Below are 16,976 nucleotides of genomic sequence, written 5' to 3'. Positions count from 1 at the left end.
GCTCGCCACAACAAGTCCGATCACGCCTAGTTCTTGCTCGCGAAAAACTCACAGGCGCCGCGTTGATTCAGGAAACACGCGTTATCGTTGACGTTTTTCGCGAGCAAGCTCGCTCCTACAATTAGGGTTTGCCCCCTCTCCCACATGGCGCCTGTGTCCATTGGAAAATTTTATTTGATGCGGTAGTGGAAGGTGTTGCGCACCGCTGGTACGGCCACGGCCTTGCCTTCGACGATCCGCGGCTGGTAACGGAAAGTATTCGCCGCCGCCAATGAAGGCCGGATAAACAAGGGGTGGCAGCCGTCCAGCACCTTGGGGTTTTCTACCCGGCCCTGGGGGTTGACGGTGTATTCCACCGAGCAGTCGCCTTCGATGTGCTTGTCCAGGGCGCGTTCGGGATAGTCCGGTGCCTCCTTGCTCAGGGGTTGGTATTGGCGGCTGTCGAAGGCCGCTGCCGGGGCTGGGGTAGCAGCTCGGGCTTTTTCAGCGGCCAGGCGTTGCTGATCGAGGCGCTGTTGTTCCAGCTCGCGGTGGCGTTGTTCGGTGGCCAGGCGTTCCTGCTGCTGCTCGATTTTCTTGTCTTCGACGCGTTTACGCGCCAAGGCGGCTTTCTCGAGTTTTTGCGCCTGGATCTGCGGGTCGACCGTGGGCTTTGCCGGGGCCGGCACCGGTACCACCAGCGGCTCCGACGGTGCGGGCGCGGCCACCACCGGTTCAGGCTCGGGCGCTGGCGCCGGTGGCAGCATGACCAGCTGCGTGTGCATCACCCGAGGGGCATCCACCACAGGCTTCTCCGTCGACCAGCCCAGCATCAACGCGGCCAGCACGCCCACGTGCAGCGCCACCGCCAGGCTGGCGGCGAGGCTGTTTCTGCAAAACCCCGAAGCATCCCGGGGCGCCATCGGCAGGGTCGGACTGTGCATGATCATCGCCGTCATTGCGGGGCCTCGGTCACCAGCCCCAGGTTGCTGACCCCACCCTTCTGCAACACCGCCATGGCCGCGACCACACGGCCGTAACCGGCGTTGTCGTCGGCGCGGATGTAGACCTGGGTGTCGCTGCGCACGGCCACCACCTGCATAACCTTGGCGCCCATTTCCTCCAGGCTCACGGCGCTGTCGGTCTGGTGTTGGGTATCGAGTTCGCCGCCGAGGTTCCAGTAATAGCCACCGTCGGCCTTTACCGACAGCGTAAGGATCTGCTGGCGGGTGTCGGTGGCCAACGCCTCGGCGGCGACCTTGGGCAGTTCGATCTTCACGCCCTGGGTCAACATCGGCGCGGTCACCATGAAGATCACCAGCAGCACCAGCATCACATCGATATACGGCACCACGTTCATCTCGGCCTTGGGCCCGTGCTTGCGTTGCGGCCTTACTAACATGGGAGCGCTCCTGTTCAGGCGGCCACGGCCAGGTTGATCGCGGCACCGCGCAGGCTGCGGTGCAGGCGCACTTGCAGCTCATTGCCAAACGCGTAGTAACGGGTGAGCAGAGTCTGGCCGCGCGCCGCGAAGCGGTTATAGGCGATCACCGCCGGGATGGCGGCAAACAGGCCGATGGCCGTGGCGATCAAGGCTTCGGCGATGCCCGGCGCTACGGTGGACAACGTGGCCTGCTGCACCTGGGAAAGGCCGATAAAGGAATTCATGATGCCCCACACCGTGCCGAACAGACCGATGTACGGGCTGACCGACCCCACGGTGGCGAGAAATTGCAGGCCCTTTTCCAGCTCGATTTCCTGCTCGGTGATCGCTACCTGCAAGGCCCGCTCGACGCCTTCGAGCACCTGCGGATCATGGCTGTGCAGGTGCTGGTATTCCTGGACCCCGGCGATAAAGATCGGCGCCACGCCGCCCTCGCCCGCCTGCAACGTGTCGCGGTACAGCGCCTGCAAGTCCGGCGCGGCGCGAAAGCGTTGCACAAAACCGTTCAACTGCCGTTCCAGGCGGCGCAGCACACTGCCGCGCTGGATAATCAGGTACCAGCTGAGCAAGGACGCCAACAGCAAGGTGACCATGACCGCCTTGACCAACAGGCTGGCGTCGCTGATCAAACCCCAGATCGTCATATGTTCCATCGTCGCGTGCATAGTGAATCTCCCATTCGATTAAAAAGTGATGACCGGTTGATGACGGTTCACGGCAATTTCAATGCGCGGGTGACCTCGGCCCAGGGCACGAACTTGAAGTTCTGGGTTTGCTCGGGCATGCGCTTGCGCCCGTCCTGCACCACCAGCATGCCTTGGCTCCACGGCCCGCCGAGGTTGATGGCGGTGACTTCCAGGCCATCGGTTTCCGAAGCGCCGTCGAACCCGGCAGCGGCGTTCAAGCCGACGCGGAAGCCGCCATGCACGGCAAACGGCGGCTCGGCATCCACCACCAGGTAGCTGTCATTGCCTTGGCTTGAGATCACCAGGTAGTCATGCTTATCGCTCTGGTACAGCGCCAGGCCTTCGACATCCGCATGCAACTGTGGGCCGACCTTGATCACGCTGGTCAAGGTCGCCGGTTGATCGGCGCGCGCATCCACCGCCCACACGCCCACATCTTCTTCACCGATAAACAGGCGCTGGCGCTGGTCGTCGGCCACACAGCCTTCGGGTTGGCTGTCGACCTTGAACTGGCGCACCAGCTCGCCCTGCACCCGGCCGTCCGGCGCGCTGAGGCGGTATTGCAGGAAGGTGCCGTCCTTGCCGTTGGCGATTGCGTAGATCTCGCCGCTGGCTGGCTGGAACAGGCAAATGCCGTAGATTTCCTTGAGCGGCGTGGGCACTTCACCGGCTTCACGCAGCTCGCCGCTCTGACGGTCGATGCTGAACAGGCTCAGGCTGTTGTGATCGCGGTTGCTCGCCACGGCCAGGTCGACCGTTTGCTGGCCGAGCTTGAAGCGGGGGCGTACATCGACGTTATTCAGGCGGCCCACCGCCAGTTCCTGCAACAGCTTGCCGTCGAGGTCGTAGGCGAGCAGGCCTTGCTTTTTGTTGGTGCCGAGCACACGGCTTTTGCCCGGTGTTTCGGGGTGAATCCAGATCGCCGGGTCATCCGCCGCATCGCCCTGACGGCCAACCGGGTCGCTCTGGCGCAAGGCCGCGACCTCCGGCAGCCACGGCGCCACCGCGACGGGCTTGGCCTGCCAGTCGAGCCTGGCCTGGTAGAGCGCGCCGCTGTCGTCATCGCGCACCAGCAGTTGGCGGCCATTGATCGCCAGTTGTTCCGGCTCTTTCAGGCCCGGCAGGCCCAGGCTCGATTGCTCCACCCAGCGCTCGCCGGTTTGCTGGAACAGGTGCAACTTGGCGGTCTTTGGGTCCAGCGCGACCACGCCACCGGGTACCAGCGCCATGGCCCCGGCTTCGCGTTTGGGGTTGTCGAACAGCGCCACCGGGGTGCGTTTCACATCGGCTTCCGGGTGCGCCGGGTAGGCCCACCAGCCGACACTCTCTTCATTCACCACCAATTGCTGGGTGGCGTCGTCCACCTGGCAGAACTGCGCCGACGGCGGCAGCGGCAAACCGCGTACGCGCTGGGGTTCAGCGAGCAACGTCGAGCCGTTGCCCACCAGCCATTGCTCGCCCTTGCCCTCCTCGCCCACCAGGAACACAAACAGGTTGGCCGCTGCGTCGCGGTACAGGCACAGGCCATTCACCGGGTAGTCGCGGGTCGGCAGGTAGACCGGCGTGCCCCAGGTTTTGCTGGCGCTGTCCAGGTTGATCAGCAGCGCCTGCTGGCGGTCGTTGTCGAGGCTGGCGACCAGCACGTGGGGGCCTGCGGCGCGGGTGTCGAGGCTGCTGAAGTTGCCTTTGAAACGCGCCAGTTCGGCGCCTTTGCTGTCGAGCAGTTGCAGGCCGTCACGGGTGCTGGCGGCCACGCGCTCGCTGGCGTTGGGCAGGAAGGCCACGGCTTCGGCCTTCAGGCTAGGTGCCCAAGGGGTCAGCGCCAGGTCGGCGGCGAATGCATTGCCGCCGGTGGCCAGGGCGATCAGCAGGTATAGCTTGGAAAGTCTCATGAACAAACAAAATCCTTGTCTTGTAGGAGCGAGCTTGCTCGCGAAGAACGTCAACGATGTCGCGGGCTGTCTGGATGCACGCGGTGTTCCGGGCTTTTTCGCGAGCAAGCTCGCTCCTACAGTGGGGTATGGGGTGGGTTAGAAATGGGTGAAGGTCAGGCCCACTTTGTAGGTCGGGCCGTACTCTTCGTATTGGCCGTTGTAGCTGCGGTTGCCGGTGTAGACGAAGTACGACTCGTCGGTGAGGTTCTGGGCCTCGAAGCTGACTTGCAGGTTCTTGGTCAGCGAGTAACGCGCGCTGAAATCGACGAAGGTCTGCGCGTCGACGTGCCGGTCGTGGGCCTTGTCGTTGATCGACGCCAGTTCATACAGGTAGGCCGACTTGTAGTTGGCCGACAGGCGCAGGCTGAGCGTGTCGTCTTCCCAACCGAGCATCAGGTTGCCGACGGTGTCCGACTGGTTGGGCAGGCTGATAGTGCGCTTGCGGTTCGTGCCGCTGGCGGCGTCGAAGCCTTCGATATCCGCGCTGGACCGGCTGAAGGTGCTGTTGGCGCCGATCAGCAAACCGTTCCACGGTGCGGGCAGCCAGTCGAACTTCTGTGAGTAGGCCAGTTCCAGGCCATAGAGCTTGGCGCTGTCGCCGTTGGCGTAGGTATGGGCCTCGGCGAAGTTGGCCCAGGCGCCGGTGCCGGCGAGGTCGGTGTTGTAGACGAAATGCTTGATGTCCTTGTAGAACACGAACGCCGACACGGTCCCGGCGCGGCCCATGAAATGCTCGATGCCCAGGTCCAGGTTGCTCGACTCCAGCGGCTTGAGGTCCGGGTTGCCGAAGGTGGCTTCGTCATCGTCGATCACAAAGCCCGGTGCCAACTGGCCAAAGGTCGGGCGCACCACCGATTTGGTCCAGGCCGCGCGCACCTGGGTGTTCTTGTCGATCTGGTAGCGCGCATGCAGGCCCGGCAGCCAGTGGTGATAACGGCGCTTGGTCTCGGTGGCGGTGAACTGGCCGTCGGTGGCGCCGGTCCCCTTGGCTTCGAACTCGGTGCCTTCGTAACGCAGGCCGGCGATAAAACGCCAGTCGTCGATGTCGATGGTGTTCATCAGGTAGCCGGCGTTGATGTCTTCGCGGAGGGTGAAGTCGTTGACCCGCGATTCGGTCTCGTCGTAGAAATCCGCCGGGTTGAGGCTGCCAATCAGTTGCTTGATGGCGCCGGGACTGATGCCTGGGCCGTAGTTGCCGAGGCGATAGTCGACGCTGCCCTTCTGGAACTGGGTGAGGTTGAGCTGGTCGGCGCTGTAGCCCAGGGTGTCGAAGTCTTTATAGACCCAGGCTTCAAGGTCGTTGTCCTTGTTCCGTCGACTGACCTTGCCGCCGAACTTGACCTGGGAGGCGTAACCGCTCAGGTCATAGTCGCGGGCCAGGTCCAGGCGCAGGTTTTTCTCGGTGTCGCGGGTGTTCTGCTTTTCCCAATCGACCTTGTCGAGGGTGAAGTTGCTGGCGTCGTAGAAGCCGCTGCCGATGATCGGGCGGGGCTTGTCCTTGTCGTAGAAACCGCTGTTGGCAAAGTCGCCGCCGTCGAAGGTGGCGCCTGCGATATGCGCCGGGCTGTCTTCGCTGGACTGGCTGTAACCGGCCTGGCCGCTCAAGGTCCAAAGGCCCAGCATGCGTTCGCCGCCGAACACGTAGGACTGGATTTCCTGGGTTTCTTCACGGTTCTTCAGCTTGCGCTTGCCCTCGGCATCGCCCAGTTCGCCAGCGGCCTGGGGGTCGGCAAATTCAATACTGGTGGAGTTGCGGGTTTCGCTGTCTTTGTAGCGGCTGTAGAGGGTGCGCAGGTAGTAGCTGCTGAGGTCGTCGGGCTTGTAGTCGAAGTTCAGGCCACCGCCGGCGCGTTCGCGGCTGATGTCGTAGTCGCGCTGTTCGAACTCGTTAAGCCGCGCGCCCCGGCTGAAGTCCCAGGCGCCGCCGGTTTCGACGTTGTCCGAGCCGAAGTCGCGCTTTTGCCAGCTCAGCGCCGCCGCCACGCCGAAGTTGTCGATGCCGTCGCCGAGGCTGAAACGGTTACTGGCGGCGCCGGAGAATTTCGGGCTGGTCTGCCCGGTATTCTTGTCGTAGCTGGCTTCGGTGCTGCCGGTGTAGAACAGGCCGTTGTGGTCGAAGGCCGAGAGACTCTTCACGTCGACGGTACCGCCCAGGGAGTTGGCGTCCATGTCTGGGGTCAGGGTCTTGATCACCGACAGCGACTGCACCAGTTCCGAGGGCAGCACATCAAGGGCCACGGCGCGCCGCTTGCTCTCGGGCGATGGCACCAGGGTACCGTTGATGGTCACGCTGTTAAGGTCCGGGCCCAGGCCGCGCACGCTGACAAAGCGCCCTTCGCCCTGGTCACGCTCGACGCTGATCCCCGGCAGGCGCTGCGCCGCTTCGGCAACGTTTTCGTCGGGCAACTGCGCCACACCGTCGGCATGCACCACGCTCTTGATGCTGTCGGAGGAACGCTGCTCCTTGAGGGCCTTGTCGATGGCCGCAGCCTGGCCGACCACTTCAACGTGTTCGGTGGTGGCCGCTTCCGCCGCGTTGAGCCGTTCACTGGCGATGGCCAGGGCCAAGGCAGTAAGCGTAAAGCTGACGAGCCCGGTGCGCTTGTACATGAAATCCTCCCCAAGAGTCCGTTGGCGCCAGGCAAGTGGCCCGGCAACTGGGAGGGCAAGCTAGGGGTGGGGGATGACGGTTCTGTGACAGGGATCGCCGCGAAGCCCCGTAAACCGTGGGTTTTGCCCGATTCTGGATGTGGAATGAGCTGATATGACCTGTGAAGATCCCCTGTGGGAGGGGGCTTGCTGTGGCGAGTGGGCTTGCCCCAAATGCTTTTTTTGTAGGAGCGAGCTTGCTCGCGAAAAACGTCAACGATAACGCGTGTTTCCTGAATCAACGCGTCGCCTGTGAGTTTTTCGCGAGCAAGCTCGCTCCTACAGAAGGCGATGTACGCTTAACTGAACGGCATTAGGGCAAGCCCCCTCCCACATTTTTTGATCTCCAGTGTGTTTGAGATGAGCTGATTCGACCCTCCCCCACCGTCATCCAACGGTCACATGCATCTGCTGTGCTGGCCTCCTCGCTCACTTGTCCAAGGACCCGCGGCCATGTTTTCCGTGCTCAAGCCCCACCGCTGGAAACTCTCGTTGCTGCTGATCGCCGCCAACCTCGGGCTGATCCTGCACCTGGCCTGTGGCGAGTTGAAAAGCGTCAGTGAGTGGGTATGGCTGGATATCTTCGGCGAAGGCGGTTCCGCCCTGCTCGCCCTGGTGTGGCTGGGCCTGGTGCTGAAAAGCCGCCCCGCCGGCCGCGTCACCAACTACCTGGCGCTGGGCCTGTCGTGCATCTTTTTCTCCTGGTGGATCGACAGCCTCGACGAATTCATCCGCCTGCCCGACAGCATCACCTGGGACCACTGGCTGGAGTCCGGGCCGATGCCGGTGGGCATGATCCTGCTGACCATCGGCATCTACCATTGGCACCGCGAACAACTGGCGATCAGCGCGCAGATGGAGAAACGCGAACGGCTGTTTCGCGAACATCGCCTGTTCGACAAACTCACGCCGCTGGCCGGCGCCGATTACCTCAAGCGTCAGTTGGCCGACAGCCTGCAAGACAGCCGCGAGCAACAACAACCGCTGTCGTTGCTGGCCCTGGACCTGGACAATTTCGCCGCCATCAACCAGGCCTACGGCCACGCCGAGGGCGATGCGGTGTTGCAGGCGTTGAGCCATTTGCTCCTGCTCAACCTGCGCCGCCAGGACTTGCTGTGCCGCCTGGCCGGTGACCGCTTTGTCGTGCTGCTGCCCAATACCGGCGAACGCCAGGCCAAGGAGCTGGCGCTGGAGTTGCAGCAAGCGGTGCGCGGCCTGGCCCACAAGACCCGGCAACAGGGCGAACGCCTGCAACTGGCTGCGACCACCGCCGTGGTGATGGCGCTTGAAGAACCGCCCCAGGACTTGCTCAAGCGTCTGAACCTGGCGTTGGCCAGGGCCAAGCAACCGCTTGCGAAAAGTGCCTGAGATGGCCGTGAAAACCAGCTGGTATGAAGCCGACAGCCGCTTCATCCCCGGCCATTACCAACCCGCCACGCTGATCGACCTGGCGCTGTCCCGCGACATCGACAGCCACCGCCTGCTGCGCGGCACCGGGCTGTTTCATGAGGACATCCTGGCGGGTACCGCACGCCTGAGCCCACAGCAGTTTCTCGGCTTGATCGGCAACAGCCGCAAGCTGTTGGACGCCGACGACAGCAGCTTTTTGTTGGGGCAGCGGCTATTGCCCGGTTACTACGGCGCGGCCAGTCACGCTCTGGGCCATGCGCAACACCTGCACCAGGCGCTGGAGATCCTGATCCAGCAACAGGTGCTGCTCAGCCCATTGGCCACGCTGCAACTGGAGCTGGATGAACACCACGCCTACCTGTACTGGCGGGACAGTTGCGGCGCCGGCGAGCATTGGCGCTTCCTGCTGGAAGCGAGCATGACCTCGCTGGTTGCCATGAGCCAATGGCTCAGCGGCCAGCGCCTGCCGTGGGCGTGCAGTTTCAGCCACGGCGAGCCGCGCTATGTCGAACAGTACTGGGTCAACCTGGGCGAACACACGCGCTTCGAGCGCCCGCTGGACATGATGAGCATCCCGCGCGAATACCTCACCCGCGCCTGGCCGGGCGCCTCGGCCACCGCTGGCCAGGTCGCCCGCCAGCAAGCGCGCGAGCAGATCGAACAATTGGGTTTTGCCTGCAGCTTTCTCGACTGCCTGTACGACTACCTGCACGACCAGGTGCGCCAGCCGCCGAGCCTGGAACAGGCAGCCCAGGCCTTCGCCATGAGCCCGGCGACCCTCAAGCGCAAGCTGCACAAACACGACACCGGCTTCCAGGAGCAGGTGGATCGGGTGCGCAAGCAAGTCGCGTTGCACCTGTATCAGGTGAAGGGCTACAGCAACGATGAGGTGGCGGCGTACCTGAACTTCAACGACGCGGCGAACTTCCGGCGCTCATTCAAGCGCTGGACCGGCAGCACGCCGAGCCTGATCCGCCAGCTATTCAACAGCCACTAGCCAGGCGCTCGCGCAGGAACGCCACCAGCGCCTGCACCGGCCGTGAGCTTTGCCGATGCTGGGGATACACCGCCGACAAGGTCAGGTCTTCGGGGGCGAAGTCGTCCAGTACGCTCACCAGGCGCCCGTCCTTCAAGGCATCGCCGACGATAAAGGTCGGCAAGTAGGTCACACCCAGCCCTGCGATGGCGGTGTCGCGCAGCAGGTCGCCGTTATTCACACGTATGCGGCCACTGACCTGCAGTGCCTGCACCTTGCCTTTGAAGCGCCACTGCACCTGGCGGCCATGGCCATAGGGCAGGCAGTCGTGGTCGGCGAGGTCCTCGGGTTTTTGCGGGGTACCGCGCAGGGCCAGGTAGTCGGGACTGGCGCAATACACCCGCGGGATGCTGGCGATACGGCGGGCGATCAGGGTGGAGTCTTCCAGGGTGCCGATGCGCAAGACCAGGTCGTAGCCTTCGCCGATCAGGTCCACAGGGCGGTCGCTGAGGTCGACCTCCACCGACACCTGGGGGTGGCGCTGCAAGAACTGCGGCAGCAGGCAGCCCAGGTGCGCCATGGCAAACGACAGCGGCGCGCTCAGGCGCAGGGTGCCGCGCGGTTCGCTGTTCTGGCCGGCGATGCCCTGCTCCACTTGCTCGACATCGTTGAGCAGGCGCAAGGCGGATTCGTAGTAACTTTGCCCCAGGGGCGTGACATCCAGGCGGCGGGTGGAGCGGTTGAGCAGGCGCACGCCGAGGCGGTCTTCGAGCTGGATCAGGCGGCGGCTGACAAATTGCTTGGACAGGCCGAGTTGCTCGGCGGCGGCAGTAAAGCTGCCGGACTCCATGACCTGGCAGAACAGGCGCATGTCTTCGAAGGGGTTCATTGTCGCTTCTCGGTGGACATTTGGCTGTTTTATAACTGGATAGTCGCATCACCACAATTTAAATGTGGGAGGGGGCTTGCCCCCGATAGCGGTGCTGAAGTGCGCCCCAAAAGCTGGACAGCTGTTGGTTAGGCTACAGCGGACCGGGTCCTGTACGCTACAGGGCTCAGTCCAAGCTCGCTCCTACAGAAGCCGATTAGGGCTTGCCCTCATGCCGTTGTAGGAGCGAGCTTGCTCGCGAAGAACTCAGAGGCGCCGCGTTCATTCAGGAAGCACGCGTTATCGTTGACGTTTTTCGCGAGCAAGCTCGCTCCTACAGAGGGCGATGTACGCTTGCCTGAACGGCATTAGGGCAAGCCCGCTCGCCACAAGGGCTACTGCCTACTCAGTGATCTTCTCGAAGTTCTTGTAGAACAGGTCACTGTCACGCCCATCGGTCATCGAATGCAGTGAGTACGCGCGGTTGAGTCGCGCACCGCCATCACGCGTCAGCGGTGCCCACACCAGGTTGGCGCGGCGCAGGGTCGACAGGCTCATCAACTCATCGAAGGGAATCGACAGGTACAGGCCCTTGTCGAAACTGCCTTCACCGAAGGCTTCCTTGGAGGCCGTGGTCCGCGTGACCCACGCGCCAATACGCACGCCATTGTTGAATTGCCGCGACAGGTCAAGGGTCGCGCCCCAATCCCGCGCCAGGTAGCGGCCGACACTCAGTGCGCCCTGGGTGTTGAACGGCAAGTCGGTGTAGCCGGTGATATGGCCGGTGAGCGTGCGGTAGTCGCGCAGGCTGAAGTCCTGCTCGAACCCGCGCTGGCGCACATAGTTCAGGTCAGCCCCCAGCGCCCAGCGCTGGCCCATCGGCCGGTACAGCACTTCACTGCCGACACCGGCGTACATCGACTCCAGCAAACCGCCGTAGACCATGCCGTAGAGGTCCTGGTCCAACTGCACCGCACGGTTGAGCTGAAAGGTCGGCAAGGTCACATCGGACGTGGTCATGTACTTGCGCAGATCGGTACGTACCCGTGGCAAGCCACTGGGCGCGTCGTAGGTGAAGCCATCGTAGTTGTTCAGCAGGTTGACGCTGAGCAAGCCGCTCCACCAGGTGTTGCGGGTGAAACGGTACTCGGCGTCGAGGTCGGCGGAAACCTGGTAGAGCAAGCCATCCGGGCCGCCGACGTTCTGCTTGTAGCCCAGCCCGGCGCCGTAGCTCAGGGGGTTGGCGGATTGGGTGTAGAGCACCGTCTGGTTGTGCGCGCTGGCACGATTGACTTCGGTCTGGCGGTGCAGGTCCTGCAAGTCCTCGCGGTTGGCGACCACCTCACGAAACGTCTCGCGAGGCACGCTGGTTTCTTCGATCGGCATCGCGTACCGCTCGCTGACCAGGGTGAACCAGCTGATCTGGTCATTGACACTGTTGTCGAGGATACGACTGGCGCGGCCCACGGCCTTGGCGCCATGGAAATAGCGCTGTTGCTCGCCATACACCAGCAACTCCGGCCCGCGCTGGGCGATGCGTTGGACGCTATAGCCGGCATTGTCCTGCAAGCGCTTGGACACTGCCGCCCAATCCACCTGGTCCATGGACGTGGTCGGTGCCTGCGCGGGCAGTGGCGGCGGCGGTGGGTCATACGTCTTGACCGGTGCCTTGCGGCTGACGAAGTTGGTGTGCAGGGTAATCCCGAACATGGCGGTGTTGCCCCGCTCCCAGGCGGCACTCAGGTCGATGGAGTCGGCGACCTTGAAGACCAGGCCAAGGTTGATCGGCGAGTCCTGGCGCTGGTTGTTATCGCGCGGCTCGTGCTGGTAGTCATTGCCCTCGTATTCAAGCTTGAGGCTCAGCGGCGCCCAGGGTGTCTGGTAGGCGACGCCTCCAAACAGCGCCGGCCGGCCGCGAAAATATCCGTTGGAAAAACTGCCGGAGCCTTCGGCCGTGGGTCGCTGGTTGAAACGATCATCCAGCGCGCCCAACGGGTTGCCCAAATCGCCACGGCTGCCCATGTAGCCCCAGGCAATACCGGCACTGAAATCCACATCGCCATAGCGCTTGTTGGCCACCAGGTACTCGCTGGAAAACAGCCCCGTACCGCCCAAGTCCATCATCCCCAACGCGACCTGGGGCAGCCAGTGGCTCTCCTCATACAGGCGCACTTTGGCATCGACGGCCTTGTCCTTATAGCTCTGGCCGCCACTGAACGACTCAGGGCCATAGGGGCGGTTGGTGATCGCGGTGTAGCGGAAGGTGCCTTCAAGCCAGTCCAGCGGCTGCGCCGAAAAACTGTAGCGGCTATAGGGGTCGGTGCGGCTGGCATTCACGCTGAGTTCGCCAACCGGGGCCATGCGTGCGGTGGGGGTTTGCAGCAGCCCGACGCCGCCGAAGTCATTCTGGGTGTAACGGGGTTCGCCATGCGCGACGCCACAGGGCACCAGCAGCACGGCCGCAATACATAATTTCAAGGCGTGACCTCGGCCAGGGGTTGGGTGGCGAGAAACTCGGCCAGTTGCTGGTTCAACTCGGGGGTGGGCGGCTCCAGGTCGTCGCTGCGCAACGGCACCAGCACGGTGCTGCCCGGTGCCGGCGCGGCGCCCTCCTCGCGGTTCCATGGGGCAATGCCCAGGCGGGTGATGTGGCCGTCGGGCTGGATCAGCCACAGGTAGTCGCGATCGGCCCCCGCCACGGGCGGGCATTCATCCAGGTAATCACGGGCCTGGCGCTGCGCCTGGAAGGCCACCGTGCATGACGCCGCGACGGCGCCGAGGATGCGCACGCTTGCGGGCCTGGGTGGATAGATCAACTGGTCGCCATCGTTGACGCGCGGGTTTGGCGCAAAGCCGACCTCCACCGCCACCGGGTCCAGCACCGCGACTTGCCGGCCGGTCACCGGCAGTGCCTGCACCTGCTGATAAAGGCGCGCCGCCTGAACGGCGCGGTTCTCGCGCCCGGCGTCCAACGCGGCGTTGCGCAATGTCTGAAGGTCAAACAGCACACCGGCCTTGAGGCGTGCCTGGCGTTCCAGCAACGGCCGGCGCAGCCAGGCCGCACCCAGCCAGTAGCCCTCGGCATCCGGCTGCGACGCGATGATCACGTCGAGCAAGCGGGCCTCGGGAGCCAAGGGGATCGGCCCCGGATGAAGCACTTGACCGCTGACGGTCATGGCGGCCTGGCACGCGCCGGCACAGCTCCACGCCAGCGCCAGCACCCAGCGTCTACGGCAGCTCATCGGGCCTCCTTGCGTGCGGGTTGCAATTGGGTGATTTTCAAGGTGAGGCGCGGGCTGAGGTGTTGTTCGCTCTGCACGATAAAACCGTCACGGGGGTCGACCCAGTAACGGTTGCGCGCCCGAAAGCCCAGGGCGGCGGCTTCGATGTCTTCATCCACGCGCAGCAAGGTGTAGGGTTTGTCGAGGATATCGACGGTCTCCAGGCCCTCGCGGGTCAGGCGGCTGGTGACGCTGATGCCGACGCGATAACCGTCCACCAGGTCGATCCGCCGCGTACTGCGATAGCCATCCGGCAAGCGGTGCAGGCCCTGTTGGAAGGGCGACGGGCCGTCCCAGTGCGTGCCGTCCAGGTCAGTGCCCAGGCCTACGGTGCGCACCACCAGGCCGTCGCGCAGCAACAGCACCTGCTTGCCGGACGCGACCCAGAATTGCAGGTCGCCGCGCTGGCGAATCATCGCCATCACCCCTTCGCTGGACACCGTCTTCACCTGGATCTGGGGAAACGGCACGGCGTCCACCTGGGCCTGGGTCAGCTCCAGGGGCGAAGGCCCCGAGACCGCCGCCTTGAAGGTGTCGAGCGAGGCCTGCATCAGCGGATTGCAGCCACACAATAGCCACGTCAGGCCCACGTAAATACCGATCTTCAGACTGTTCACGCAGGTTCCACCCTTATCGGCTGCTGGCTTCGCTCAGGTTGTTCTGGGCGGAAGCGCCGATGCCGATGATCGAGGCGGACGGCACCAACTGGCTGATAAAGCGGTTCCAGCGCGTGATATTGGCCGGGCCCACAAACACCACGTCCTGGGGCTGCACATCAAAGCGCGTGGCCAGGGCCATGGCTGAGGGTGAGGCGGCTTCCAGCTGGAACACCTTGGCCGGCTCCACATCCAGGTTCTGCGCGCCACGGATCACGTAGATCGCATCGGCATTCGAGGTGTTCTGGTTGACCCCGCCCACCGAGCCCAGTACGTCCGAGAGGTTCATGCTGCGTGTCTTGAAGCTCAGCGCACGGGGCTGCATGACTTCGCCCATCACATAGATGCGCTTGCGATCGTTGAACGCCAGGTACAACTGGTCGCCGTCCTTGAGGTAGATATCGTTCAAGCGCGACTGTTGCAGGTTGAGCGTATCCAGGTCGAGGGTGTAGCGCTCGCTGCCACGGGTGAGCGTAAGGTTCGACAGATCGGCATTGATCGGGTCGATACCCGCGGCGCCGATGGCCTCCATGACGTTCATCGAGGTAGTGGTGATCGGCACCGGGCCGGCCTTGATTACGGCGCCAGTGATCACCACTTTCTGGCTGGCAAAGCGCAGCACACTGATGTCCACCTGTGGGCTGTCGATGTATTGACGCAGCTTGTTGGTGATTTCCGTACGCAAGGATTCGAGGGTTCGCCCCTTGGCAACCACTTCGCCCACATAGGGGTAAAACAGCTTGCCGTCGGGGTTGACCAGCCGGCCGTTGGCATCGATCTGCTGTTGCGGGCCGGACGGCGCGGTGAGTTCCGGGTGATCCCACACGGTGATATACAACACATCATTGGCGCCGATCAGATACGGCCCGGGTTTATAACTGAGCAGTGCGTCGGGAACCGAATAAGACACTTGCGTCGCCGCGTCCATGGCCAATAACTTCGGGGTAATCGGGATCAACTCCACCCGACTGTTTTCAGCTGCACCGTCCTGGGTCATGGACTCGGTATCCATATATTGACCGGGCGCAAACATACAGCCTTGCAACAAAGCGGCCGCCACAGCCGCCACAGAAAAAATACGCATCATAGTGCTAATACACTCACGATAAACGACAAGAAAAAAAGACCACTTGGGCGGGGAGTCCAAGCGGTCTCAAAAAGCGGAAGGTGGTGTATCAGTTACCAGTACCGGTGGTACCGGTGGTGCCCGTGGTACCGGTGGTGGTACCGCCGTTGGAGCTGCCGCCACTGTTGGAGGCGGCCGCAACGCCCGCCACCAGCGCAGTACCGATCAGCAGGGTTTCACCCACCGTCACAGACCCCGCCACCGTCGTGCTGAGACCTAGAGGCAACTCGGCAGCCAGGGTGGAAGTACTCAAGACACTGAGTACGATAATGGCCAGTCGTTTTCTCATATCAGACTCCTTATCGATAGTGAGTATTCAGCAAACATGCGTGTCCCACTGAAGTACGCTTGGATAGTGCCATTCAACTAAACAGTGCACCAGCCATACAACTACCGGTTAATTAACCGTTGTTTGACTGTGGTTTATTTGAAAATAACGTTTTTCAGTTAAGGCGCCCGTAGATCAAGACGTTGAGACGAACACACTCAACGTCGACACGTTTTATAACCGGCGCAAATGTTATTAATTGTCAGACAGCATCATGCCCTGCCGTACTTGTCTTCAAAGCGCACGATATCGTCCTCTCCCAGATAGGAGCCCGATTGCACCTCGATCAACTCCAACGCGATCACCCCTGGGTTTTCCAGCGCATGCACCTGGCCGATAGGGATATAAGTCGATTGGTTCTCCGAGACCAGATAGGTCTGTTCGCCGTTGGTGACCTTGGCCGTGCCACTGACCACGATCCAGTGTTCGGCGCGGTGATGATGCATCTGCACCGACAGCTTGGCGCCAGGCTTCACGGTGATGCGCTTGACCTGGTAGCGGTGGCCGTTGTCGATCGAGTCGTACATGCCCCAGGGCCGGTACACCTCGCGATGGTTGAGGTGTTCATGACGCCCGTCGCGCTTGAGCTGGTCGACGATGGCCTTGACCTGCTGGACCTGATCCTTGTGCGCCACCAGCACCGCGTCCTTGGTCTCGACGATGATCAAGTCCTGCACCCCCACGGTGGCCACCAGGCGGCTGTCGGCGTTCACATAGGTGTTGTGGCTATCCAGTTGCAGCACGTCGCCTTGCAGTACATTGCCGGCCTCGGTTTTCTCGCAGGCGTCCCACAATGCCGACCAGGAACCGATATCACTCCAACCGGCCTGCAAGGGCACCATGATCGCGTCGCGGGTTTTTTCCATCACCGCGTAATCGATGGAGTCATCCGGGCAGGCCGCAAATGCTGCGGCATCGACCCGCGTGAACAGTTGATCCTGGCTGCCACCGGCCAGCGCCGCACGGCACGCAGCGAGCATCACCGGCTGGAACTGCGCCAACACGTCCAGATAGCGACTGGCGCGGAACATGAACATGCCGCTGTTCCAGCAATAGTCACCGCGCGCCAGGTAGTCGGCGGCGGTGGCCGCATCGGGTTTCTCGACAAAGCGCTTGACCGCAAAACCGCCCGCGCCCACCGGCTCACCCTGTTCGATATAGCCATAGCCGGTGTGCGCACACGTCGGCGTGATGCCAAAGGTCACCAGCTTGCCCGCCTCGGCCAGGGGCAGCGCCACTGCAAGGCTGGCATGAAACGCCGGCACATCATCGATCAGATGATCCGCCGCCAGCACCAGCAGGATCGGGTCACCGTCGGCTTGCAGCGCCTTGCACGCCGCCAGGGCGATGGCCGGTGCGGTGTTGCGCCCCACGGGTTCGAGCAGGATGGTCGCCTGTTCCAGGTCCAACTGGCGCAATTGCTCGGCCACCAGGAAGCGGTGCTGCTCATTGCAGATCACTTGGGGCGTGGCGACATCCACGCCGTCCAGGCGGCCGATGGTCTGCTGCAACATCGACAGGCTTTTATCGGTCAGGCGCAGGAACTGCTTGGGGTTCATTTGCCGTGAGAGCGGCCACAGGCGCGAGCCCGAACCGCCCGCCAAGATCACCGGTATTAACATGAAGGCGTCCTTTGATA

The 16,976-nt window shown here is 63.0% G+C and carries 14 protein-coding genes; 2 read left to right on the top strand and 12 right to left on the bottom strand.

The annotated features are described in order from the left end of the window. Positions 1–170: 170 nt before the first annotated feature. The 5 genes from A7317_RS17420 to A7317_RS17400 form a co-directional block, all read right to left on the bottom strand. Entirely contained in the window at positions 171–938 is a 768-nt protein-coding gene (locus A7317_RS17420) for an energy transducer TonB (RefSeq protein ID WP_024074881.1), read from the bottom strand. Beyond that, positions 935–1,381: a protein TolR gene (gene tolR, locus A7317_RS17415; RefSeq protein WP_069076460.1), complete on the bottom strand. Its 447-nt coding sequence runs from the start codon at positions 1,379–1,381 to the stop codon at positions 935–937. Before tolR ends, A7317_RS17420 begins: the two co-directional genes overlap by 4 nt. A 14-nt stretch (positions 1,382–1,395) precedes the next feature. Beyond that, positions 1,396–2,088 (bottom strand): protein TolQ, encoded by a 693-nt coding sequence (gene tolQ, locus A7317_RS17410; protein WP_024074879.1) that lies wholly within the window; start codon positions 2,086–2,088, stop codon positions 1,396–1,398. A 47-nt stretch (positions 2,089–2,135) separates the two neighbouring features. Then, positions 2,136–4,001 carry a phytase gene (locus A7317_RS17405; protein WP_069076459.1) on the bottom strand — a complete coding sequence of 622 codons (1,866 nt, stop codon included), beginning with the start codon at positions 3,999–4,001 and terminating at the stop codon, positions 2,136–2,138. A gap of 138 nt (positions 4,002–4,139) precedes the next feature. Then, the gene (locus A7317_RS17400) at positions 4,140–6,653 is read right to left on the bottom strand and encodes a TonB-dependent receptor (protein WP_069076458.1); all 2,514 of its coding nucleotides are present in this window, start codon (positions 6,651–6,653) and stop codon (positions 4,140–4,142) included. Between the two features lie 492 nt (positions 6,654–7,145). Between A7317_RS17400 and A7317_RS17395 the strand changes: the two genes are divergently transcribed. Continuing rightward, positions 7,146–8,060: a GGDEF domain-containing protein gene (locus tag A7317_RS17395; RefSeq protein ID WP_024074876.1), complete on the top strand. Its 915-nt coding sequence runs from the start codon at positions 7,146–7,148 to the stop codon at positions 8,058–8,060. 1 nt (position 8,061) lies between these two features. Then, positions 8,062–9,099: an AraC family transcriptional regulator gene (locus tag A7317_RS17390; RefSeq protein WP_024074875.1), complete on the top strand. Its 1,038-nt coding sequence runs from the start codon at positions 8,062–8,064 to the stop codon at positions 9,097–9,099. Here A7317_RS17390 and A7317_RS17385 read toward each other — a convergent pair. The 7 genes from A7317_RS17385 to A7317_RS17355 form a co-directional block, all read right to left on the bottom strand. Next, positions 9,086–9,967, bottom strand: a complete 882-nt coding sequence (locus A7317_RS17385; RefSeq protein WP_024074874.1) for a LysR family transcriptional regulator — start codon at positions 9,965–9,967, stop codon at positions 9,086–9,088. The two genes, A7317_RS17390 and A7317_RS17385, sit on opposite strands and share 14 nt — an antisense overlap. 381 nt (positions 9,968–10,348) lie before the next feature. Continuing rightward, positions 10,349–12,424 carry a YjbH domain-containing protein gene (locus A7317_RS17380; RefSeq protein WP_069076457.1) on the bottom strand — a complete coding sequence of 692 codons (2,076 nt, stop codon included), beginning with the start codon at positions 12,422–12,424 and terminating at the stop codon, positions 10,349–10,351. Then, a complete protein-coding gene (locus A7317_RS17375) occupies positions 12,421–13,188 on the bottom strand; it encodes a capsule biosynthesis GfcC family protein (protein WP_069076456.1) in 768 nt (255 codons plus the stop codon). The genes A7317_RS17380 and A7317_RS17375 overlap by 4 nt, the downstream gene beginning before the upstream one ends. After that, positions 13,185–13,844, bottom strand: coding sequence for a YjbF family lipoprotein (locus tag A7317_RS17370; RefSeq protein WP_081329228.1), 660 nt, complete (start codon positions 13,842–13,844; stop codon positions 13,185–13,187). Before A7317_RS17370 ends, A7317_RS17375 begins: the two co-directional genes overlap by 4 nt. A 13-nt stretch (positions 13,845–13,857) precedes the next feature. After that, entirely contained in the window at positions 13,858–14,970 is a 1,113-nt protein-coding gene (locus A7317_RS17365; protein WP_069076455.1) for a polysaccharide biosynthesis/export family protein, read from the bottom strand. An 88-nt stretch (positions 14,971–15,058) separates the two neighbouring features. Further along, positions 15,059–15,298 carry a hypothetical protein gene (locus tag A7317_RS17360; RefSeq protein ID WP_069076454.1) on the bottom strand — a complete coding sequence of 80 codons (240 nt, stop codon included), beginning with the start codon at positions 15,296–15,298 and terminating at the stop codon, positions 15,059–15,061. 251 nt (positions 15,299–15,549) lie between these two features. After that, entirely contained in the window at positions 15,550–16,959 is a 1,410-nt protein-coding gene (locus tag A7317_RS17355) for a mannose-1-phosphate guanylyltransferase/mannose-6-phosphate isomerase (protein ID WP_069076453.1), read from the bottom strand. Positions 16,960–16,976 lie beyond the last annotated feature (17 nt).

The sequence above is a fragment of the Pseudomonas fluorescens genome (assembly GCF_001708445.1).
Taxonomy (GTDB): domain Bacteria; phylum Pseudomonadota; class Gammaproteobacteria; order Pseudomonadales; family Pseudomonadaceae; genus Aquipseudomonas; species Aquipseudomonas gorinensis.
This window is presented reverse-complemented; position numbering and strand designations above follow the sequence as displayed.